The following is a 21,021-nucleotide window of genomic DNA, read 5'->3' as shown; positions in this document are numbered from 1 at the left end:
CGGTCGGGAGGGTGAGCGGGTCCTAGACGACGGCGCCCGGCTGTCCCTTGTCGTCCACGACCGGACGGCCGGCCGCCTCCCACGCCTGCATGCCGCCCGCCACGTTCACCGCGTCGACGCCCTGCTGCAGCAGGTACTGCGTGACCTGGGCGGAGCGGCCGCCGACCCGGCAGACCACGTTGACCCGGCCGTCCTGCGGGGCGGCCTCGGTCAGCTCGCCGTAGCGCGCGACGAACTCGCTCATGGGGATGTGCAGCGCGGCGGCGGCATGACCCGCGTGCCACTCGTCGTCCTCCCGCACATCGAGGAGGAAGTCGCCGTCCTTGAGCTCGTCGACACCGATCGTGGGCACACCAGAACCGAAAACCATGCCCCCGACGCTACCCGAGGCGCGCACCGCCTCAGGACGCGGTCAGCCGCTCCAGCTCGGCCTCCCGCTCGGCGACCTGCGCGAGCAACTGCTCGGCGATCTCGTCGAGCAGCGTGTCCGGGTCGTCCGGCGCCATCCGCAGCATCGAGCCGATGGCGCTCTCCTCCAGCTCCCGCGCGACCGCCGTGAGCAGTTCCTTGCGCTGGGCGAGCCACTCCAGCCGGGCGTACAGCTCCTCGCTGGGCGACGGCTGCCGCTCGGGCGGCACCGGGCCCGCGGCCCACTCCGCGGCGAGCTCCCGCAGCAGCGTCTCGTCACCGCGCCCGTACGCCGCGTTGACCCGCGCGATGAACTCGTCGCGCCGGGCCCGCTCCTTGTCGTCCTGCGCCAGATCCGGGTGCGCCTTGCGGGCCAGCTCGCGGTAGAGCTTGCGGGCCTCGTCGCTGGGCCGCACCCGCTGCGGCGGCCGCACGGGCTGCTCGGTCAGCATCGCGGCGGCCTCCGGGAACAGCCCGTCCCCGTCCATCCACCCGTGGAAGAGCTCCTCGACGCCCGGCATCGGCATCACCCGGGACCGGGCCTCGTCCGCCTTGCGCCGGTCCTCCGGGTCGCCGGTGCGCGCGGCCGTGGCCTCCGCGATCAGCGCCTCCAGCTCGTCGAGGCGCGTGTACATCGGCCCGAGCTTCTGGTGGTGGATCCGCGAGAAGTTCTCCACCTCGACCCGGAAGGTCTCCACGGCGATCTCGAACTCGATCAGCGCCTGCTCGGCGGCCCGCACGGCCCGCTCCAGCCGCTCCTCGGCCCGCTCCCGAACGGGCTCCGCGACCGCACCCTGAGCCGACTCCCCGGCAGCCTGCGCGGCCGTACCGCTCAGGTCGCCCGCACCGGACGACTCCACGCCGGCGGCCCGCTCCTCAGCGGTCCGCCCCTCGGCAGCCCGCTCCTCGGCAGCCCGCTCCTCAGCACGCTGTTCGAGGCGTTCCTTCAAGCGGTCCTTGAGGCGCTCCCGGGGCTGATCCGCCGGTTCCCCCGGCTGCTCGGGCTGCCCGAGCTGCCCCGGCCGCTCCTCCGGATGTTCCGGCTGCTCCGGCTGCTCTGCCACATCGCTCTCCGGGGTCGTCACCCGTCCAGCCTAGGGCACGCCCCAGGGGGCCCTCCCCGCGCCGACCGGGCGCGGGGGACGGCCGCCCGGAGGCCCGGACTCACACCCCCGCCTCCGCCGCCACCCGGCCCTCCCGCACGGCCCGCACCAGCTCCGCGTGGTCCGCCTCGGTCCGGTCCGCGTACGTCACGGCGAAGGCGGCCACCGCCTCGTCCAGCTCCTCGTTCTTGCCGCAGTACCCGGCGATCAGCCGCGGGTCGGCGCTGTGCGCGTGGGCGCGGGCGAGCAGCGCACCCGTCATCCGGGCGTAGTCGTCGACCTGGTCGGCGGCGAGCGCGGCCGGGTCGACGCTGCCCTTGCGGTTCCTGAACTGGCGGACCTGGAAGGGCCGTTCGCCGACCGTGGTCCAGCCGAGCAGGATGTCGCTGACCACCTGCATCCGCTTCTGCCCGAGCACCACGCGCCGCCCCTCGTGCTCGACGGCCGGCGCCTCGAACCCGACCGCGGACAGGTACGGCAGCAGCGCCGACGGCCGCGCCTCCTTCACCTGCAGCACCAGCGGCTCGCCGCGGTGGTCGAGCAGCAGCACCACGTACGACCGCGTGCCCACGCTGCCGGTGCCCACGACGCGGAACGCCACGTCGTGGATCGCGTACCGGGCGAGGAGCGGCAGCCGGTCCTCGGACAGCGTGCCCAGGTACCCGGCGAGCGCCCCGGCGACGGCGGCCGCCTCGTCGTCGGCGATCCGGCGCAGCACCGGCGGCGCGTCCACGAACCGCCGCCCGCCGCCCGCCACGGCCTCCGTGGACTTGGCGGCGAACCGGCCGCTGGTGTTGTGCCGCGCCTTCTCGGAGACCCGCTCCAGGGTGCCGAGCAGATCGTGCGCGTCGGTGTGGGAGACGAGCTCCTCGTCCGCGATGGCGTTCCACGCGTCGAGCGCGGACAGCTTCGCGAGCAGTCGCATGGTCCGCCGGTAGGAGCCCACCGTGTCGTGCGCGGCCCTGCGGCAGGTGTCCTCGTCCGCCCCGGCCTCCCGGCCGGCGAGCACGAGCGAGGTGGCGAGCCGCTTCACGTCCCACTCCCAGGGGCCGTGCACGGTCTCGTCGAAGTCGTTGAGGTCGATGACGAGGCCGCCGCGGGCGTCGCCGTACAGACCGAAGTTGGCCGCGTGGGCGTCGCCGCAGATCTGCGCGCCGATGCCGGTCAGCGGCGTGCGCACCAGGTCGTACGCCATCAGCCCGGCGGATCCGCGCAGGAAGGCGAAGGGGGTGGCGGCCATCCGCCCGACGCGGATCGGGGTCAGCGCGTCGATCCGGCCGCGGTTGGACTCCTCGACGGCGGCGACGGCGTCCGGCCGGTCGGTGCCCAGCGTGAAGTCGGCGTGCGAGGCCCGGGACACCCGCCCGCGCAGCGCCTTGCCGGCCGCCTTCGACGAGACCGCCGCACCGTACGCGTCCGCCGATCCGCCGGAGGCGCCGGGAACCGCCGCGAACCCCGGCACCCGGGGCAGCCACCGCGCGTCCCGCGACCCGCCGTCCCCGCCGCCCTGGCGCGGCAGAGCCACCACTGATTCACCGAGTCCGCCCATGCCGACCGCCTCCCCCGCCCCGTCCCACGGAGCCGTGCACGCCCACCGCTGTGACCGGTCCGACCGTACCGCCTCAGGTGATGTCGATCACGTGCGGTCGCGTCACTTCCGGAACTCCTCCGGGCACGTCCCGCCCTCGGCGCCGAGGTACTTCTCCGCCCAGTTCCCCAGCTCCCGCAGCGAGGGTCCGAGCGCGGCGCCCGCCGCCGTGAGCCGGTAGGAGACGCGCAGCGGCGGCCCCTCGTCGACCTGGCGCACGACGAGCCCGGCCGCGCCCAGCTCCGTGAGCCGGTCGGACAGCATGCGCTCGCTGATGCCGGGGATGGCCCGGCGCAGGTCCGCGAAGTGCACGGGTCCCTGGAGGAGCGCGGCCACGACGAGCCCCGTCCAGCGCTTGCCCAGCAGCCCGAAGACGCGCGTCATCCCGATGTCGACCGTCGAACACGCCTGAGGACCGTGGGCCACGGCAGCGCCCGTGCCCGTCCCGTTCCTGTCTTCCGCGTTGCCCGCCATGGCTCCAGAGTACTGCGCTCCCGTACGGGGATGAAAAAAAGTAAGTCCCTGTGTTATCAATAGCTACATACGAAATGGCTAGACCGGCGCCCAGGGTGCGCCCCTAGCGTTCTCAAGGGAGAAACCATGGCCACGCTGCTGCACATCGACTCGTCCGTCTTCGCCGGTCCCGCCTCCGCCTCGCGCCCCGTCACGGACGCCTTCCGCCAGGCCTGGCTGGAGCAGCACCCCGAAGGCACGGTCGTCTACCGAGATCTCGCGGCGGACCCGGTCCCCCACATCACCGCCGACGCCCACCTCGCCGGCTTCGCCGACCCGGCCGGGCACACCCCGGAGCAGGCCGCCGCCTTCGCCGGGCGCGAGCAGCTGATCCGGGAGCTGGAGAGCGCGGACGCGATCCTCATCGGCGCCCCCATGTACAACTACTCGGTCCCCTCGACCCTCAAGGCGTGGCTGGACAACGTGATCCTGTTCGGCCGCACCGCGGGCGTCGAGGCCCCGTCCGCCAAGGGCACCCCGGTCACCGTCGTCGCCAGCCGCGGCGGCTCCTACGCCCCGGGCACCCCGCGCGAGGACATGGAGTACGTGCAGAACTTCCTCACCGCGATCCTGCGCGACACCCTCGCCCTGGACCTCGAGTTCATCGTCCCGGAGCTGACGATGGCGCCCGCCAACCCGGCGATGGCCGAGCTCGTCCCGCTCTACGAGGCCTCCCGCGAGAAGGCCCTCCAGGACGCCCGGGCGAAGGGCAAGGAGATCGCCGCCCGCACCGCCGCGTGACGACGGCGGCGCGAAGGTGACATAACCCACAGGGGACGCACCGCGCACGCACAAGGGCGCCGCAGGCCATCGGCCTGCGGCGCCCTTCGCCGTGCACGCCCCCGGCTTCCCCGGGGAACGCAAAAGCCCCGCAGATCCGAAGACCTGCGGGGCTTTTCGCTGTGCGCGAGGGGGGAGTTGAACCCCCACGCCCTTGCGGGCACTGGAACCTGAATCCAGCGCGTCTGCCTATTCCGCCACCCGCGCATTGGGTGCGTCTTCCGGCTCCCTCGCCCTTTCGGGGTGAGCGCCTTCCGACATCCAGAAGATTAGCACGCTGCGGAGGGTGGATTCACATCCGTTTCCGGGGGCCCCGGACGGGCACCTGACCCGACGTACCTCGGCACACCCCCGCACGAACGGCACCGCCGCGTCGCGCCCCGGCCACGGTCCTGTCCCGGTCCTGCCGGAGGCCGTCCCGTCCACAGCCGCGTACGGGACACTGTCCTGAGGCCACCTCTACGATCCCTCACAAGAGGGGCCGCGAGAGGGGCTGTGAGCGTCGACACTCATCGAGCGGGCGGACAGGGGGAACCAGCCGATTTCCCGACGCGTGGATACGATCAGTAAGCAGTACGAGGAAGAACCAGAGCACGCGAACCACGGCGAGCAGGACGGCCACGAAGGAGGAGGTGCCCCATGGGAGTCATGAAGAAGTTCGAGCAGCGTCTCGAGGGTCTGGTCAACGGCACCTTCGCCAAGGTCTTCAAGTCCGAGGTCCAGCCCGTCGAGATCGCGGGCGCGCTGCAGCGCGAGTGCGACAACAACGCGACGATCTGGAACCGCGAGCGGACGGTCGTCCCCAATGACTTCATCGTGGAGCTCAGCGCGCCCGACTACGAGCGCCTGAGCCCCTACTCGGGACAGCTCGGCGACGAACTGTCGGGCATGGTGCGCGACTACGCGAAGCAGCAGCGCTACAGCTTCATGGGCCCCATCAAGGTGCACCTGGAGAAGGCGGAGGACCTGGACACGGGTCTGTACCGCGTGCGCAGCCGCACCCTCGCCTCGTCCACCAGCCAGGAGCGTCCCGAGCGCCCCACCGCGGCCCGTCCCAACCAGGCGCCCGGCGGCTACGGCTACCCGCAGCCCACCGCGGCCCCGCCGATGCCCGCGGGCCCGCCTCCCGGCCGGCCTCCGCAGGCCCCGGCAGCGGCGGCCCAGCGCCCCGGCGCGAGCCCGATGCCGGGCGCCCGCGTGCGGCACTGGATCGAGATCAACGGGACCCGGCACCAGATCTCCCGCCCCACCCTCGTGCTCGGCCGGTCCACCGAGGCCGACGTGCGGATCGACGACCCCGGCGTCTCGCGCCGGCACTGCGAGATCCGCACCGGCACGCCCTCGACGATCCAGGACCTCGGGTCCACCAACGGGATCGTGGTGGACGGGCAGCACACCACCCGCGCTACGCTCCGCGACGGCTCGCGGATCGTCGTGGGCTCCACCACCATCGTTTACCGGCAAGCCGAAGGGTGAAGCGGGGGCAATGTCAGAGCTGACCCTGACGGTCATGCGGCTGGGTTTCCTGGCCGTTCTGTGGCTGTTCGTGATCGTGGCCGTCCAGGTCATCCGCAGCGACCTGTTCGGAACGCGCGTCACACAGCGCGGCGCGCGGCGTGAGGGCGGGCGGCCGCAGCAGCAGGCCGCACGCCAGTCCGCGCCTCCGCAGCAGCGCCAGCAGCAGTCGGGCGGCGGCCGCCAGCGCCGTGGCGCCCCCAGCAAGCTGGTCGTCTCCGAGGGCACCCTCACGGGGACGACGGTGGCGCTGCAGGGGCAGACCATCTCGCTCGGCCGTGCCCACGACAGCACGATCGTGCTGGACGACGACTACGCGTCCAGCAGGCACGCCAGGATCTATCCGGACCGGGACGGCCAGTGGATCGTCGAGGATCTCGGGTCCACCAACGGCACGTATCTCGACCGGACCCGCCTCACGACGCCCACGCCGATCCCGCTGGGGGCACCGATCCGCATCGGCAAGACCGTCATCGAGCTGCGGAAGTAGTGCTACATCATGAATGAGCGCGAGCGGAGCGAGCGAGCCGACGCGGCGGTCCGGACGACGGACACCGGCGCGCTCCCGACCGGAGGGTGGGCACCGTGCGGATGTACCCGGAGCCGACGGGCGAGGTGCGCATGAGTCTGTCACTGCGCTTCGCCGCCGGATCGCACAAAGGCATGATCCGCGAGGGCAACGAGGACTCCGGCTACGCCGGCCCGCGGCTGCTCGCGATCGCCGACGGCATGGGCGGCCAGGCCGCCGGTGAGGTCGCCTCGTCCGAGGTGATCTCGACGATCGTCGCGCTCGACGACGACGTACCGGGATCCGACATCCTGACGTCGCTCGGCACCGCCGTTCAGCGGGCCAACGACCAGCTGCGCATGATGGTCGAGGAGGACCCCCAGCTCGAGGGCATGGGGACCACGCTCACCGCCCTCCTGTGGACGGGACAGCGACTCGGTCTCGTACACGTGGGGGACTCGCGCGCCTATCTGCTGCGGGACGGCGTCCTCACACAGATCACGCAGGACCACACGTGGGTGCAGCGTCTCGTCGACGAGGGCCGCATCACGGAGGAAGAGGCCACCACGCACCCGCAGCGCTCGCTGCTGATGCGCGCGCTGGGCAGCGGCGACCACGTCGAGCCCGACCTCTCGATCCGCGAGGTGCGGGCCGGCGACCGGTACCTGATCTGCTCGGACGGCCTGTCCGGCGTCGTCTCCCACCAGACGATGGAGGAGACGCTCGCCAGCTACCAGGGCCCGCAGGAGACGGTCCAGGACCTGATCCAGCTGGCGCTGCGCGGCGGCGGCCCCGACAACATCACCGTGATCGTCGCGGACGTCCTCGACATCGACAGCGGCGACACCCTCGCCGGCCAGATCTCGGACGCCCCGGTCATCGTCGGCGCGGTCGCCGAGAACCAGCACCAGCTGCACGACAACGGCGGCATGGACACCCCCGCGGGCCGTGCCGCCGGACTCGGCAGGCCCGTCCCCGGCCAGGGCGGTGGCGGCGAGTTCGGCCCGCCCGGCAGCGGCGACACCACCGGCTACGCACCCGAGGGGGGCTTCGGCGCGTACACGGACGACGACTTCGTGAAGCCGCGCCGCGGCCGCAAGTGGCTCAAGAGATCCGTGTACACCGTGCTCGCGCTCGCCGTCATCGGCGGTGGCCTGTACGGCGGTTACCGCTGGACGCAGACCCAGTACTTCGTCGGCTCGAACGACGAGCACGTCGCGCTCTACCGCGGCATCAACCAGGATCTCGCCTGGGTGAGCCTGTCCGAGGTGGAGAAGGACCACCCGGAGATCGAGCTCAAGTACCTGCCTCCGTACCAGCAGAAGCAGGTCGAGGCCACGATCGCCGAAGGCGACCTCGCGGCCGCCCAGGACAAGATCGACGAGCTGTCCGCGCAGGCCAACGCGTGCAAGAAGCAGGCCGAGCGGCAGCGGGCCGAGAGCGAGAAGAACGCGAAGACCGGCGAGGGCGAAGCCGGCGGCACGACGACCGGGGGCACCGCCTCCAAGGCGTCGTTCCGTTCGGAGACCCCCACGCCGAACCCGTCGAACTCGCCGTCCGGCAAGGCCAAGTCACCGTCATCTCCCACGCCCACCCCTGGCCCCACTCTCTCCGAGGAAGAGCAGCAGCTGGCCAAGGCGTGCGCACAGCAGTAGAGCCGTTGGGGGCCTCAGCACGCCATGAGTAGTAGTTCCACGACCCATACGTCGACCATCGGCGCCATCGGCGCGCCCAGCCGGCGCAACACCGAGCTCATGCTGCTGGTGTTCGCCGTGGTCATCCCCGTCTTCGCGTACGCCAACGTGGGCCTGGCCCTCGACGGCTCGCTGCCGGCCGGCCTGCTCGGCTACGGCCTGGGCCTCGGCCTGCTCGCCGGCGTCGCCCACCTCGTGGTGCGCAAGTTCGCGGCGTACGCGGACCCGCTGCTGCTGCCGCTGGCCACGCTCCTCAACGGTCTGGGCCTGGTCGTCATCTGGCGGCTCGACCAGTCCGAGCTGCTGCAGTCGATCGGCCAGGCGGGCAGCGCCGCGCCCAAGCAGCTCATGTACACGGCGATCGGCATCGCGCTCTTCATCGCCGTGCTGTTCTTCCTGAAGGACCACCGCGTCCTGCAGCGCTACACGTACATCTCGATGCTCGGCGCGATCGTCCTGCTGCTGCTGCCGCTGGTGCCGGGCCTGGGCGTGAACCTCTACGGCGCCAAGATCTGGATCCACGTCGGCTCGTTCTCCATCCAGCCCGGTGAGTTCGCGAAGATCGTGCTCGCGGTCTTCTTCGCCGGGTACCTGATGGTGAAGCGGGACGCCCTGGCGCTCGCCTCGCGCCGCTTCATGGGCCTGTACCTGCCGCGCGGCCGAGACCTCGGTCCGATCCTCGTGGTCTGGGGGATCTCGATCCTCATCCTGGTCTTCGAGACCGACCTCGGTACGTCGCTGCTGTTCTTCGGAATGTTCGTCATCATGCTGTACGTCGCCACCGAGCGGACCAGCTGGATCGTCTTCGGTCTGCTGATGTCCGCGGTCGGCGCCGTGGGCGTGGCCAGCTTCGAGCCGCACATCCAGCAGCGCGTCGACGCCTGGCTCGACCCGATGAAGGAGTACACGCTCAGCCGGGCCGGTGTGGGCGGCCACTCCGAGCAGGCCATGCAGGCCCTGTGGGCCTTCGGCTCCGGCGGCACCCTCGGCACCGGCTGGGGCCAGGGCCACTCCGAGCTGATCCGCTTCGCCGCCAACTCCGACTTCATCCTCGCCACCTTCGGCGAGGAGCTGGGTCTGGCCGGTCTGATGGCGCTCCTGCTGATCTACGCGCTGATCGTGGAGCGGGGCGTGCGCACCGCGCTCGCGGCCCGCGACCCGTTCGGCAAGCTGCTCGCCGTCGGTCTGTCCGGCGCCTTCGCCCTCCAGGTGTTCGTCGTCGCGGGCGGTGTCATGGGCCTCATCCCGCTCACCGGTATGACGATGCCGTTCCTCGCGTACGGCGGTTCGTCCGTCATCGCCAACTGGGCGCTGATCGGCATCCTGATCCGCATCAGCGACACCGCCCGACGCCCGGCCCCCAGCCCCACGCCGAGCCCCGACGCCGAGATGACCCAGGTGGTCCGACCGTGAACAAGCCCCTGCGCCGGATCGCGATCTTCTGCGGACTCCTGATCCTGACCCTGCTGATCCGCGACAACTGGCTCCAGTACGTCAAGGCCGACCAGCTCGCCTCGGACGACGACAACCGCCGCGTGATCATCGCCCGGTACTCGACGCCGCGCGGCGACATCGTCGTCGACGGCAAGTCGATCACCGGCTCCAAGGCGACCTCCGGCACCGACCTCAAGTACAAGCGGACCTGGAAGGACGGGCCCATGTGGTCGCCCGTCACCGGTTACGCCTCGCAGGTCGTCGGCGCCAGCCAGATCGAGAACCTCGAGGACGGCATCCTCACCGGCAACGACGACCGGCTCTTCTTCCGGAACACCCTCGACATGGTGACCGGCAAGAAGAAGGAGGGCGGCAACGTCGTCACCACCCTCAACGCCGCAGCGCAGAAGGCCGCGTACGACGGCCTGAAGAACCGCGGCAAGGGAGCCGTCGCCGCCATCGAGCCGTCCACCGGCAAGATCCTGGCGCTCGCGTCGACGCCGTCGTACGACCCGTCGTCGTTCGCCGGCAACACGAACGAGGACGGCGAGACGTTCGCCAAGCTCGACAAGGACAAGGACAAGCCGCTCCTGAACCGGGCGCTGCGCGAGACGTACCCGCCGGGTTCGACGTTCAAGCTGGTGACGGCCGCGGCCGCGCTGGAGAGCGGCGACTACGCCCCGGACAAGAAGACGCAGACGCCGCTGCCGTGGACCATGCCGGGCACCACGACGCCGCTGAAGAACGAGGGCAACATCCCGTGTGAGGACGCGACGCTGCGGGTCGCCCTGAAGGTCTCCTGCAACACCGTCTTCGGCAAGATCGGCTCCGACCTCGGCAACGACAAGATGGTCGAGGAGGCCGAGAAGTTCGGCTTCAACAAGGAGCAGTTCGTCCCGGTCCGCTCGAACGCGTCGAACTTCGACGACGACATGAACCCGTCGCAGACGGCCCTGTCGTCCATCGGCCAGTACAACACCGCGGCCACCCCGCTCCAGATGGCCATGGTCGCCTCCGCGATCGCCAACGACGGCACGCTCATGGAGCCGTACATGGTCGACGAGCTCAAGGCCTCCAACCTCGACACCATCGAGAAGACGGAGCCGAAGGAGCTGAGCAAGCCGCTCTCCGAGGAGAACGCGCAGAACCTCCAGTCGATGATGGAGACGGTGGTCAACGAGGGCACCGGCCAGAACGCGCGGATCCCGGGCGCCACGGTCGGCGGCAAGACCGGTACCGCCCAGCACGGCGTCGACAACAGCGAGAAGCCGTACGCCTGGTTCGTCAGCTACGCGAAGACGTCGTCGGGCTTCCCGGTCGCCGTGGCCGTGGTCGTCGAGGACAGCGCCGCCAGCCGCCAGGACATCTCCGGTGGCGGTCTGGCCGCCCCGATCGCGAAGAGCGTGATGGAAGCGGTCATCAACAGCAAGTAGTGACGGAAGCGACCGGGGTTCACAGAGGCTTGTGACCCCGGTCACCCGTTCTTCACATAGACGCACGTGGCGATACCGGTCCTGTCACGGGTCACGGTGGTGGCCAGGTCACGCCGGGCAAGCCGGGTACGGTATGCCCGGACAGCACACCGCCCGACCCCGCACGGGACGGTCGGGACCGACGGAGAGGGCTGGTAGGTAACCATGGAAGAGCCGCGTCGCCTCGGCGGCCGGTACGAGCTGGGCCAGGTGCTCGGCCGTGGTGGCATGGCGGAGGTCTACCTCGCGCACGACACCCGGCTCGGCCGCACCGTGGCGGTGAAGACGCTGCGGGTGGACCTCGCGCGCGACCCGTCGTTCCAGGCCCGGTTCCGCCGGGAGGCCCAGTCGGCCGCCTCGCTCAACCATCCCGCGATCGTGGCGGTCTACGACACGGGCGAGGACTACGTCGACGGGGTCTCCATCCCGTACATCGTGATGGAGTACGTCGACGGCTCCACGCTCCGTGAGCTGCTGCACTCCGGCCGCAAGCTCCTGCCGGAGCGCGCCATGGAGATGACGGTCGGCATCCTCCAGGCCCTGGAGTACTCGCACCGGGCGGGCATCGTCCACCGCGACATCAAGCCGGCCAACGTCATGCTGACCCGCACCGGCCAGGTGAAGGTCATGGACTTCGGCATCGCCCGCGCGATGGGCGACTCCGGCATGACGATGACGCAGACCGCGGCGGTCATCGGCACGGCCCAGTACCTCTCGCCCGAGCAGGCCAAGGGCGAGCAGGTCGACGCCCGCTCCGACCTGTACTCGACCGGCTGCCTCCTGTACGAACTGCTGACGGTCCGTCCGCCGTTCGTCGGGGACTCCCCGGTCGCGGTGGCGTACCAGCACGTGCGGGAAGAGGCGCAGCCGCCGTCGGTGTTCGACCCCGAGATCACGCCCGAGATGGACGCCATCGTCCTGAAGGCCCTGGTCAAGGACCCGGACTACCGCTACCAGTCGGCCGACGAGATGCGCGCCGACATCGAGGCGTGCCTGGACGGCCAGCCCGTCGCGGCCACGGCCGCCATGGGCGCGGTCGGCTACGGCGGCCACCCGGACGACCAGCAGACGGCGATGCTGCGCCCGCAGAACGGCGGCGGCCAGACGTCGATGCTGCCCCCGGTCAATCCGGACGACGGCGGCTACGGCTACGACGACCGCCCCGACCGGCGCCGCCAGAGCAAGAACCGCACCTCCACGATCCTGCTGGTGCTCGCCGGCGTCCTGGTGCTCGTGGGCGCGATCCTGATCGGCAAGTGGGCGTTCAGCGGGAGCGGCGCGGGCGACGACAAGGTCGACGTGCCGAGCCTGGTGGGTGAGACGTTCGCGGCGGCCGAGAAGAAGGCCGGGAACGTCGATCTGAAGGTCGTCAAGGGCAGCCCCATGGCCTGTGAGGACCAGCCGGCCAAGACCGTCTGCGCGCAGGACCCGAAGAGCGGTCAGCTCGCGAAGAACGAGACGATCACGGTCCGGATGTCGACGGGTGCGCCGAAGGTGGCCGTGCCGAGCGTCAAGGGCGACAACATCGACGACGCGCGGGCCAAGCTCGAGGGCGCCAAGTACCAGTTCACGGTCGAGACCAAGTCCGAGGAGTCCGCCGAGGACCCCGGGACGGTCCTCGACCAGGACCCCGAGCTCGGCACCGAGGTCCAGAAGGGCAGCACCATCACCCTGACCGTGGCCAAGAAGAAGGAAACGGTCACCGTCCCGAACGTCTCCGGCGGCAACCTCACCTGTGAGGAGGCCACGGCCCAGCTCAAGGACAGCGACCTCCAGGCCAGCTGCACCGAGGAGGAGTCCACCGCGGCCGAGCCCGGCAAGGTCTTCAACCAGAGCCTCGCCGCGAGCAGTCAGGCGGAGCCCGGCTCCACGGTCCAGCTGAAGGTCGCCAAGGCGGCCGCGCAGACCGCGGTACCGGGTGTGCAGGGCCAGAAGGTGAAGGACGCCAAGAAGATCCTTCAGGACGCGGGCTTCACCAACATCCAGTTCGCGGCCGGCAGCGACCAGAGCGACGACGCCCGCGTCGTCACCCAGGACCCGGCGGCCAACACCCCGTCCGACCCGGCGAGCACCACGGTCACGCTGACCACGGTGGGCGGCGGCGGAGGGAACGGCAACGGCGGCGACGGCGGCCTCTTCGGCGGCCTGCGCGGCTGACCCGAACCGGTGACGACCGGAGCCCCGGCCCCCTCTCCAGGGGGCCGGGGCTCCGGTCTTTCGTCGTACGGCAAAGGCCGCTAGCGCAGTTCCTTCGGCAGCGTCCGCTCGCTGTCGACCTTCTCGACGCGCTCCAGCTCGCCCCAGACCACGTACCGGTAGCGCGAGGTGTAGACCGGGGTGCAGGTCGTCAGCGTGATGTACTTCCCGGCCTTCTTCACGCCGGACTCCTTGGGCACCTGGCCGATGACGTCCACGTTGTACTTCGAGGTCTCCGGAAGGATGCTGAAGACCTTGTAGACGTACCAGTCGTCCTTCGTCTCGAAGACGATCGGATCACCCTTGCTGATCTTGTCGATGTTGTGGAACTTGGCGCCGTGCCCGTCCCGGTGCGCGGCCAGCGAGAAGTTGCCGTCCTTGCCGCTGGTCGGCAGCGTCGCCTTCACGGGGTCCGTGTAGTAGCCGGCCACACCATCGTTGAGCACCTTCGACGTGGTGCCCTTCTCGACCAGGACCTCGCCCTTGTTCATCGCCGGTACGTGCAGGAACCCGATGCCGTCCTTGGTGTCCAGGGCGCCGGGGCCGCGGTTGTCGGCCCAGTGGTCGCGCACCTTGTCGCCCTGCTTGTCCGCCGCGCGGTCGGCCATCACGTTCGTCCACCACAGCGAGTAGACGACGAACAGGCCCAGGAGTACGCCCGCCGTGATGAGCAGTTCGCCGAAGACGCTGACCGCGGTCGCGATCCGGCCGCGCCGGGGCGGGGGCGAGGGGGCCTTCTGCTCGGCCTCTTCCTCGTGGTCGGTCGTCGCTGCCACTTCCTCTTGCCCCGTCCCTGTGCCCGTAATGCCGCTGCCGGTGAACGCCTACTCGACGAGCGCGTCCGGCTTCCCCTTGCTGCGCGGGCGCTCCTCGACCATCTTGCCCCAGACGATCATTCGATACGTACTGGTGAATTCCGGAGTGCAGGTCGTCAGAGTGATGTAACGACCCGCCTTGGTGAATCCGGAACCCGCCGGGATCGGATTGAGCACCGTCGTGTTGGACGGCGGCGTCTGCGGAAGGATGCTCGCCATCTTGTACACGTAGTACGTGTCCTGGGTCTCGACGACGATCGGATCGCCCGGTTCGAGGCGGTTGATGTAGCGGAACGGCTCGCCGTGGGTGTTGCGGTGCCCGGCGATCGCGAAGTTCCCCTGCTTCGCGTCCGGCATCGCCGTGGGAATGCTGTCCTTGCCGTAGTGCCCGACCATTCCCTTGTCGAGCACCTTGGGCTTGCTGATGCCCTCGGCGATCGGCACGACGACGTCGAGGCGCGGGATGTAGAGGATCGCGAAGCCCTGGCCGGGCTGGAACGTGTCGGGCTTGCCCTTGCCGCTCGCCCAGTCGTCCTCGAGGTGGTGGCGGGCGTTCCCCGCGAGGCTGTGGGCCCGGATGTTCGACCACCAGAGCTGGTACGTGACGAACAGCAGCATCAGCACCCCGATGCTGATGAAGACTTCGCCGATCGCCCGGCTCGCGATCACCCCGGCGCTCGGTTTGCGGGCCTTGGCCGCGCGCCGCGCCTCGACCCGGCTCAGCGGCCGGTCGTCGTCGCTCCCGGCGGGTGTCGCGGCCGCCGCCCCCGCGTGCCGCCCGCCGCCCCGCTTCGCCGCCTTCCTGCGGGCCGCACGGCCGCCGGTGGCGACCGGCTCGGGCTCTCGCGCGGACCCGGGTGCGGATTCCTGGCCGGCTTCGGCTATTCGGCGGGTGTCGGCGGTGCGCAGGGCGACCGTCTCGTCGTCCCGCGCCAGGGACGGCGCGGGTGGTGGCGCCGGTGCCGGTGTGGGTGTCGGTGCCTGAGGCTGCGCATGCGCATGAGGCTGCGGCTGGGTGTGCGGCTGCGCCTGCGGTGGTGTCTGCGCTGTCGGCCGAGGCCCCTGCTGGGCTCCGTACCAGTCCTGCGCGTACCCCTCGGGGTCGTACCACTCGGGCTCGGGCTCCGGGCGCTCAGCCGCCGTCTGCGGCTGCTCCTGCGGTTCCGCGCCCGCCGCCCGGAACCACGGCGACGGGTGCCGGCCCGGCAGCGGGTCGTTCAGCGGGTCGTCGAGCCGCCGTACGGCCTCCTCGAACCCACCTGCCCCGTCCTGCTCCGGGCGCAGCGCGGTCACGCCGAGGCCCTGCCCACCACGGGCGCGAGCCCGGCCGATCTGGCCACCGCTCCCGCGTCCCCGCACTCCTCCAGCCAGTTGGCCAGCATCAGGTGCCCGTGTTCGGTGAGGACCGACTCCGGATGGAACTGGACGCCCTCGACGGGCAGTTCCCGGTGGCGCAGGCCCATGACGATGCCGTCCTCGGTCCGCGCCGTGACCTCCAGCTCGTCCGGTACGGTGCCGGGCTCGGCGGCCAGCGAGTGGTACCGCGTCGCCGTGAACGGGTCGGGCAGGCCCGCGAAGACGCCCTTGCCGCCGTGCCGGACGAGCGAGGTCTTGCCGTGCAGCAGCTCCGGCGCCCGGCCCACCACACCGCCGTAGGCGACCTGCATCGACTGCATGCCGAGGCAGACGCCGAAGACGGGCACCCCGGTCGCGGCGCAGTGCCGGACCATCTCGATGCACACGCCCGCCTGTTCGGGGGCGCCCGGGCCCGGGCTGAGCAGCACGCCGTCGAAGCCGTCCTGCGCGTGCGAGGTGGTCACCTCGTCGTTGCGCAGCACCTCGCACTCGGCGCCCAGCTGGTACAGGTACTGGACGAGGTTGAACACGAAGCTGTCGTAGTTGTCGACAACGAGAATGCGCGCACTCACTGGCCGTCCACCGTCACGTCGTTGAAGGGCAGCAGCGGCTCGGCCCACGGGAAGATGTACTGGAAGAGGACGTACACGACCGCGAGGACGAGCACCAACGAGATCAGTGCCCTCACCCACGCGTTCCCCGGCAGATGCCGCCAGATCCAGCCGTACATGCCGGTCGCTCCCTCCACACCGTCTGCGTACCGCACCAGACTAACGGCGCAACGCCTCCGGTTTCCCTGCCTCCACAGGCTGAGTGGAATCAAGGTGCGCCCAGACGATCAGCCGATGGCTGTGACCCCACTCGGGATCGCACGTCGTCAGGGTCAGATAGCGGCCGGGCTCCTCGTAGCCGGACTTGCGCGGCACGGGGTCGATGACGCCGATGTCGCTGGGCACCGTCTTGTACGGCCCGGTGTCGACGAGGTACGTGAACCAGGTGGTCCCGTCCGTGAGGACCACGGCGTCCCCCCGCCGCAGCTTCGGGAAGTCCTTGAACGGGTCGCCGTACGTGCGCCGGTGCCCGGCGACGGAGAAGTTCCCCTTCTGCCCGAGCTGCGCGGTGCCGGAGTAGTGCCCGAGCCCCTTCTTCAGGGTCCCGACCTTCGTGTCCTCCAGCACCGGCTTGTTCCACGTGAAACCGAGCCGCGGGATGTACATCACGGCGAACGGCTTGCCGTCCTGGTACGCGGCCGGCTTCGGCGGCGAGGAGTCCGTCGACGGATCCGCCGAGGCGTCGGGAGCGGGGGTCGCGGTCGCGACGGGCCGCTTCGCCCACTGGTCCTGGAGGACGTCGATCTGCCGGTCCATCGCGCTGTCGGCCTTCACCCCGGTCCAGAACAGCACATACACGACGAACAGCACGATCACGGCGCCGACGGTGATGCACAGCTCGCTGAACGTCCTGACGACGACTCGCACCGACACCCCCCGGTGTCTCCTGGCGGCTAGTTCACGGGCTTCGCGTAGTGGAGATCCACTGTGCCCGAGTAGCCGGGAAGAGTCACCGCCCCGTCGTCCTCGACTTTCCAGCCGAGCCCGTAGGCGTTGACGTAGAGCATGTAGTTCTGGATCTCCGGCGAGGCCGCGACGGCGTCCTTCAGCTTCTCCGGGTCACCGACGGCCGTGATCTTGTACGGGGGCGAGTAGACCCGGCCCTGGAGGATCAGGGTGTTGCCGACGCAGCGCACGGCCGACGTGGAGATGAGGCGCTGGTCCATGACCTTGATGCCCTCGGCGCCGCCGTGCCACAGGGCGTTCACCACGGCCTGGAGGTCCTGCTGGTGGATGACGAGGTCGTTGGGCTGGGGCTCCGGGTAGCCGGGGAGCTTGGCCGTGGCGTTCGGCGGGGCGTCGTCGAGCGTGACGGAGACGCCCTCGCCCTTCAGCTTCTTCGTCCCGGACGCCTTCTCCAGGCCGTCCAGCTTCTGGTCCTCCGCCTTGGTGGAGCCGTCGTCCCGCTCGGCGAGCGCCTCGACGTCGTCGCGCGCACCGCTGTTGGACTCCTCCAGCTCCTTGTTGTTGTGGCTGCGCTCCTGAATCAGATCGGAGAGCTTCAGAAGGGACGCATCCGTACGGATATTGGTGCCCTTGGCCGTATTGAAACTGGTGAAGAAGATGAGCCCGGCGAGGGCGAAAACGCCCACTGTGAGCACCCGCACGGGCCGGAATCGGCCCCGGGCGGAACCTTGGTCAGGCCCGGTTCGAGGGTCGGCAGAATTGCTCAACGTACCCTTATCTCCTTCGGCGCCGCGGAAGCACTACGCTAACGGACGCCCGGGGGAGCGCTCAGATTCCCTTGAACTTCCACTTGTACGCTGCTCCGGAGCCAGCCCACGTTCCCTGCGCGGCCACGCAGCGCATCGACAGGAGAGACCCTCGTGCCGAAGTCACGTATCCGCAAGAAGGCCGATTACACGCCGCCGCCCGCCTCGAAGCAGGCCGCGAACATCAAGCTGACCAACCGCGGCTGGGTGGCCCCGGTGATGCTGGCGATGTTCCTGATCGGACTTGCCTGGATTGTCGTCTTCTACGTGACGGACGGATCCATGCCGATCGATTCGCTCGGCAACTGGAACATCGTCGTGGGATTCGGCTTCATCGCCGCGGGCTTCGGCGTCTCCACGCAGTGGAAGTGACCGCGGAAGCCCTTCGGGAAGCAACCGCGGAAGCACCCGGGGAAGCAGCTCTGCCCCAAGCTATCCACTGAGTTATCCACAGGACTTTCCACAGTGGGGAAAAGGTCAGACGATCTGTGGATAACCCACTGGGTGTTGACGCCGGTGTGACCGGCTCCCCCTCGCTCGACCACCTGTTCGCCCCTTGCCCTTCCTGGGAAAACCCAGGTCAGCGACAAGGGGCACAGTTGTTCTCCACGGCATGCACAAGATCCGGCACACGCTGTGGACAACGTCGGTCATCATCGGTGAAATACCGGGCTCAGGTGAGCTGCGCGGTCCGTACGACGACGGTGACGAGCACGGCGAGCAGCACCACGGCGCAGGTCCCGTACTGGATGAGGGCCCGCCGCTCGCGCGGGGCGTGCACCATGGCGTACCCGACGACGAGCCCGCCGACCAGGCCGCCGATGTGGGCCTGCCAGGCGATGTTCGCCCAGCTGAACGTGAAGATCAGGTTGATCACGAGCAGCGCGATGACCGGACGCATGTCGTAGTTGAGCCGGCGCATCAGCACGGCGGTCGCGCCGAAGAGTCCGAAGATCGCTCCGGAGGCACCGAGCGAGGGCTGGTTCGGTGCGGCGAGGAGATAGCTGAGCGCGCTGCCCGCGAGTCCGGACACGAAGTACAGCGCGAGGTAGCGGGCCCGGCCGAGCGCCTCCTCCAGCGGACCGCCGATCCACCACAGGCTGAGCATGTTGAAGGCGAGGTGGATGTAGCCGCCGTGCAGGAACATCGCGGTCAGCAGCCGGTACCACTGCCCTTCCGCGACCCCTTCGAGCCCGAGCCCGGGCACCCAGGCGCGGCCCAGCATGTCGAACCGGTCGGTGAACCGGTCCCCGACCGTGAGCTGCACCAGGAACGCGGCGAGACACAGCCCGACCAGCACCTTGGTGACCAGGCGGGGGTCGGCGGCGACCGTGCCCCCGGCCATCGTCCGCGGCTGGTTCGCGGTGGGCGCGTGCCCGGTCCCCGATCCGCCCCGGACGCACTCGGGACACTGGAACCCGACCGAGGCGCTGACCATGCACTCCGGACAGATGGGCCGCTCGCAACGGGTGCAGCGGATCCCCGTCAGCCGGTCCGGGTGCCGGTAGCAGCCGGGCAGGCCCTGGGCGTCCTGCGGTTCCTGCGGGCTGCCGGGCGCCTGGTCCATGACGGTCGTCCCCTCGTACAGAGCGGTTCGTACGGATACGTCGGCGCCGGGTCCCTCAACACAGCGCCCCGCCCATCCTTACGGACGAGCAGGGCGAATTGGTTCCCTCCGGGCTTACCGGGTCTCGACGGTCACCGACTCGATGACCACGTCGTTGACCGGACGGTCCGTGCGCGGATTGGTCTGCGTGGTGGCGATGGCGTTCACGATCTTCTGGCTGGCCTCGTCGACGACCTCACCGAAGATGGTGTGCTTGCGGGTCAGCCAGGCGGTCGGCGAGACGGTGATGAAGAACTGCGAGCCGTTCGTCCCCGGCCCGGCGTTGGCCATGGCCAGCAGGTACGGCTTGGTGAAGGCCAGGTCGGGGTGGAACTCGTCCTCGAACTGGTAACCCGGGCCACCCGTGCCGTTGCCCAGCGGGTCGCCGCCCTGGATCATGAAGCCGCTGATCACCCGGTGGAAGACCGTGCCGTCGTAGAGCGGGGCCGTGGACTTCTCGCCGGTCTCCGGGTTGGTCCACTCACGCTCACCCTTGGCGAGCTCCACGAAGTTCTTGACCGTCTTCGGAGCGTGGTTCGGCAGGAGCCGCACCTCGATGTCGCCCTGATTGGTCTTGAGGGTGGCGTACAGCTGCTCGGCCACGATCTGCCTTCCGTTGACTCTGGTGCCTTCCCGATCCTCGCACGGCTCGGCCGGGGCGGCCCCCGGCGGACTTGTCAGGGTTGTGCGCGGGTCTCCACCAGCGACCGACCGGGGCGCCCGGGGTTTCAGCCACCGAAAACCGGTCTACTCGGTACCGAGCAGGCGCGCCCCGCCACGATCCGTGGCATTGTCGTCGCCAGGCCCCTTACCGATCCTTACTGAGTCCTACCAAGCCTTACCACCGCATTGGCGCTTCTGGCAGGCATGATCCGCAAAAGGGTGGAAAGGTGAAATACCTGTACGCCACCGAGGAGGAGGATCCCGTGACCCGCATCGACAGCGTGCGCGCCGCGACCGGCTCGGCGAAGGACAGCGTGCTGCACGCCGCGGAAGTGGTGGCGCCCTACGCCGAAACGGCCAAGGACCGGGCCGCCCAGTACGCGCACGACGCCCGCGTCGTGCTCGGCCCGAAGGTCTCGCAGGCAGCGCAGCAGGCGCGTGTCCAGTACGGCGCCCACCTCGCTCCACGTCTGGAGCAGGCACGCACCCACGTACCGCCGAAGGTCGATCACGCCGCGCACGAAGCCGCGGTCCGCACCATGAACGCTGCCCGCCAGGCCGCCGAGTACTCGAAGCCGCGGATCGAGCAGGCCGTGGCCGCGACCGGTCCCGTGCGCGAGGAGGCGGCGGCCCGCAGTGTGGCCGCCATCGCCGCCCTGCGCGGACAGGTCTCCCCGAAGGAGATCCGCAAGCTCGCCCGCAAGCACGAGCGCCGGGCACGTGCCGGTCGCCTCGCCAAGGGCCTGGCCGTCCTCGGAGTTCTGGCGGGCGGCGCCTTCGTCGCCTGGAAGTGGTGGGACAAGCAGGCCAACCCAGACTGGCTCGTCGAACCGCCGGCCGCCACCGAGGTGCCCGACTCCACGCCGCTGACCTCCGTCGACGGCAGTGGCCAGGACATCCTCGACCCCGAGGTGCAGGCCAAGCAGGCCGAGGCCGAGGCGGACACCGGCCCGGAGGGCAGGCGCTGAGCCCGACCCCGTGCCGAAGCCCGCACCGCGGGCGCCCACAGGAACGACGAAGCCCCTCCGACCAGGACGGAACCTGGCC

21 protein-coding genes and 1 tRNA gene are annotated in these 21,021 nt (G+C 70.2%); 9 read left to right on the top strand and 13 right to left on the bottom strand.

What is annotated here, in order from left to right; translation table 11 throughout:
* Nucleotides 1-22: 22 nt before the first annotated feature.
* From RBJ77_RS08565 to RBJ77_RS08550, 4 genes are all read right to left on the bottom strand, one after another.
* Nucleotides 23-370 carry a rhodanese-like domain-containing protein gene (locus tag RBJ77_RS08565; protein WP_372344374.1) on the bottom strand — a complete coding sequence of 116 codons (348 nt, stop codon included), beginning with the start codon at nt 368-370 and terminating at the stop codon, nt 23-25.
* 31 nt (nt 371-401) lie between these two features.
* Entirely contained in the window at nt 402-1,268 is an 867-nt protein-coding gene (locus tag RBJ77_RS08560) for a hypothetical protein (RefSeq protein ID WP_372344394.1), read from the bottom strand.
* 304 nt (nt 1,269-1,572) lie between these two features.
* Nucleotides 1,573-3,060 (bottom strand): DUF2252 domain-containing protein, encoded by a 1,488-nt coding sequence (locus RBJ77_RS08555; protein WP_372344373.1) that lies wholly within the window; start codon nt 3,058-3,060, stop codon nt 1,573-1,575.
* A 102-nt stretch (nt 3,061-3,162) separates the two neighbouring features.
* The gene (locus RBJ77_RS08550) at nt 3,163-3,573 is read right to left on the bottom strand and encodes a winged helix-turn-helix transcriptional regulator (protein WP_372344372.1); all 411 of its coding nucleotides are present in this window, start codon (nt 3,571-3,573) and stop codon (nt 3,163-3,165) included.
* Between the two features lie 126 nt (nt 3,574-3,699).
* Between RBJ77_RS08550 and RBJ77_RS08545 the strand changes: the two genes are divergently transcribed.
* Complete coding sequence (locus tag RBJ77_RS08545) at nt 3,700-4,353, top strand: FMN-dependent NADH-azoreductase (RefSeq protein WP_372344371.1); 654 nt, start codon at nt 3,700-3,702, stop codon at nt 4,351-4,353.
* Between the two features lie 162 nt (nt 4,354-4,515).
* Here the strand turns inward: RBJ77_RS08545 and RBJ77_RS08540 are convergent.
* A tRNA-Leu gene (locus tag RBJ77_RS08540) sits at nt 4,516-4,599 on the bottom strand.
* Between the two features lie 432 nt (nt 4,600-5,031).
* Here RBJ77_RS08540 and RBJ77_RS08535 point away from each other — a divergent pair.
* The 6 genes from RBJ77_RS08535 to pknB all read left to right on the top strand — a co-directional run bounded on the left by RBJ77_RS08535 (nt 5,032) and on the right by pknB (nt 13,172).
* Nucleotides 5,032-5,868 (top strand): DUF3662 and FHA domain-containing protein, encoded by an 837-nt coding sequence (locus RBJ77_RS08535; RefSeq protein WP_255973489.1) that lies wholly within the window; start codon nt 5,032-5,034, stop codon nt 5,866-5,868.
* 10 nt (nt 5,869-5,878) lie between these two features.
* On the top strand, nt 5,879-6,397 hold the full coding sequence (locus tag RBJ77_RS08530; RefSeq protein ID WP_255973487.1) for an FHA domain-containing protein: 519 nt from the start codon (nt 5,879-5,881) through the stop codon (nt 6,395-6,397).
* Nucleotides 6,398-6,528: 131 nt separating this feature from the next.
* Nucleotides 6,529-8,070 (top strand): Stp1/IreP family PP2C-type Ser/Thr phosphatase, encoded by a 1,542-nt coding sequence (locus RBJ77_RS08525; RefSeq protein WP_372344370.1) that lies wholly within the window; start codon nt 6,529-6,531, stop codon nt 8,068-8,070.
* Between the two features lie 24 nt (nt 8,071-8,094).
* The gene (locus RBJ77_RS08520; protein WP_255973483.1) at nt 8,095-9,522 is read left to right on the top strand and encodes an FtsW/RodA/SpoVE family cell cycle protein; all 1,428 of its coding nucleotides are present in this window, start codon (nt 8,095-8,097) and stop codon (nt 9,520-9,522) included.
* Nucleotides 9,519-10,976, top strand: a complete 1,458-nt coding sequence (locus tag RBJ77_RS08515) for a peptidoglycan D,D-transpeptidase FtsI family protein (protein WP_372344369.1) — start codon at nt 9,519-9,521, stop codon at nt 10,974-10,976. The genes RBJ77_RS08520 and RBJ77_RS08515 overlap by 4 nt, the downstream gene beginning before the upstream one ends.
* Before the next feature lie 204 nt (nt 10,977-11,180).
* Nucleotides 11,181-13,172, top strand: coding sequence for a Stk1 family PASTA domain-containing Ser/Thr kinase (pknB, locus tag RBJ77_RS08510; RefSeq protein WP_372344368.1), 1,992 nt, complete (start codon nt 11,181-11,183; stop codon nt 13,170-13,172).
* Between the two features lie 80 nt (nt 13,173-13,252).
* Here the strand turns inward: pknB and RBJ77_RS08505 are convergent, their stop codons facing one another.
* From RBJ77_RS08505 to RBJ77_RS08480, 6 genes are read right to left on the bottom strand one after another with little or no spacing between them, the layout of a single operon-like run.
* Nucleotides 13,253-13,987, bottom strand: a complete 735-nt coding sequence (locus RBJ77_RS08505; protein ID WP_372344367.1) for a class E sortase — start codon at nt 13,985-13,987, stop codon at nt 13,253-13,255.
* A gap of 48 nt (nt 13,988-14,035) precedes the next feature.
* Nucleotides 14,036-15,319: a class E sortase gene (locus RBJ77_RS08500; RefSeq protein ID WP_372344366.1), complete on the bottom strand. Its 1,284-nt coding sequence runs from the start codon at nt 15,317-15,319 to the stop codon at nt 14,036-14,038.
* On the bottom strand, nt 15,316-15,954 hold the full coding sequence (locus RBJ77_RS08495) for an aminodeoxychorismate/anthranilate synthase component II (protein WP_255973473.1): 639 nt from the start codon (nt 15,952-15,954) through the stop codon (nt 15,316-15,318). Before RBJ77_RS08495 ends, RBJ77_RS08500 begins: the two co-directional genes overlap by 4 nt.
* Nucleotides 15,951-16,112, bottom strand: coding sequence for a hypothetical protein (locus RBJ77_RS08490; RefSeq protein ID WP_150188316.1), 162 nt, complete (start codon nt 16,110-16,112; stop codon nt 15,951-15,953). The genes RBJ77_RS08495 and RBJ77_RS08490 overlap by 4 nt, the downstream gene beginning before the upstream one ends.
* A 40-nt stretch (nt 16,113-16,152) precedes the next feature.
* Nucleotides 16,153-16,860: a class E sortase gene (locus RBJ77_RS08485; protein ID WP_372344393.1), complete on the bottom strand. Its 708-nt coding sequence runs from the start codon at nt 16,858-16,860 to the stop codon at nt 16,153-16,155.
* Between the two features lie 26 nt (nt 16,861-16,886).
* Nucleotides 16,887-17,666, bottom strand: coding sequence for a DUF881 domain-containing protein (locus tag RBJ77_RS08480; protein WP_372344365.1), 780 nt, complete (start codon nt 17,664-17,666; stop codon nt 16,887-16,889).
* Nucleotides 17,667-17,819: 153 nt separating this feature from the next.
* On the opposite strand from RBJ77_RS08480, the gene crgA reads away from it, so the two are divergent.
* Nucleotides 17,820-18,077, top strand: coding sequence for a cell division protein CrgA (gene crgA, locus RBJ77_RS08475; RefSeq protein WP_255973469.1), 258 nt, complete (start codon nt 17,820-17,822; stop codon nt 18,075-18,077).
* Between the two features lie 301 nt (nt 18,078-18,378).
* Here the strand turns inward: crgA and RBJ77_RS08470 are convergent, their stop codons facing one another.
* Together RBJ77_RS08470 and RBJ77_RS08465 are read right to left on the bottom strand one after the other, a co-directional pair.
* The gene (locus tag RBJ77_RS08470; RefSeq protein ID WP_372344364.1) at nt 18,379-19,272 is read right to left on the bottom strand and encodes a rhomboid family intramembrane serine protease; all 894 of its coding nucleotides are present in this window, start codon (nt 19,270-19,272) and stop codon (nt 18,379-18,381) included.
* 114 nt (nt 19,273-19,386) lie between these two features.
* Nucleotides 19,387-19,914, bottom strand: a complete 528-nt coding sequence (locus RBJ77_RS08465; protein WP_372344363.1) for a peptidylprolyl isomerase — start codon at nt 19,912-19,914, stop codon at nt 19,387-19,389.
* A 323-nt stretch (nt 19,915-20,237) separates the two neighbouring features.
* Here RBJ77_RS08465 and RBJ77_RS08460 point away from each other — a divergent pair, with 323 nt between their 5' ends.
* Nucleotides 20,238-20,942: a DUF5324 family protein gene (locus RBJ77_RS08460; RefSeq protein WP_372344392.1), complete on the top strand. Its 705-nt coding sequence runs from the start codon at nt 20,238-20,240 to the stop codon at nt 20,940-20,942.
* The last annotated feature ends 79 nt before the right edge of the window (nt 20,943-21,021 follow it).

The organism is Streptomyces sp. KL116D (assembly GCF_030766975.1).
GTDB classification, from domain to species: domain Bacteria; phylum Actinomycetota; class Actinomycetes; order Streptomycetales; family Streptomycetaceae; genus Streptomyces; species Streptomyces longispororuber_A.
The sequence above is the reverse complement of the archived record's forward strand: the minus strand, read 5'-3'. Positions and strand labels throughout refer to the sequence as shown.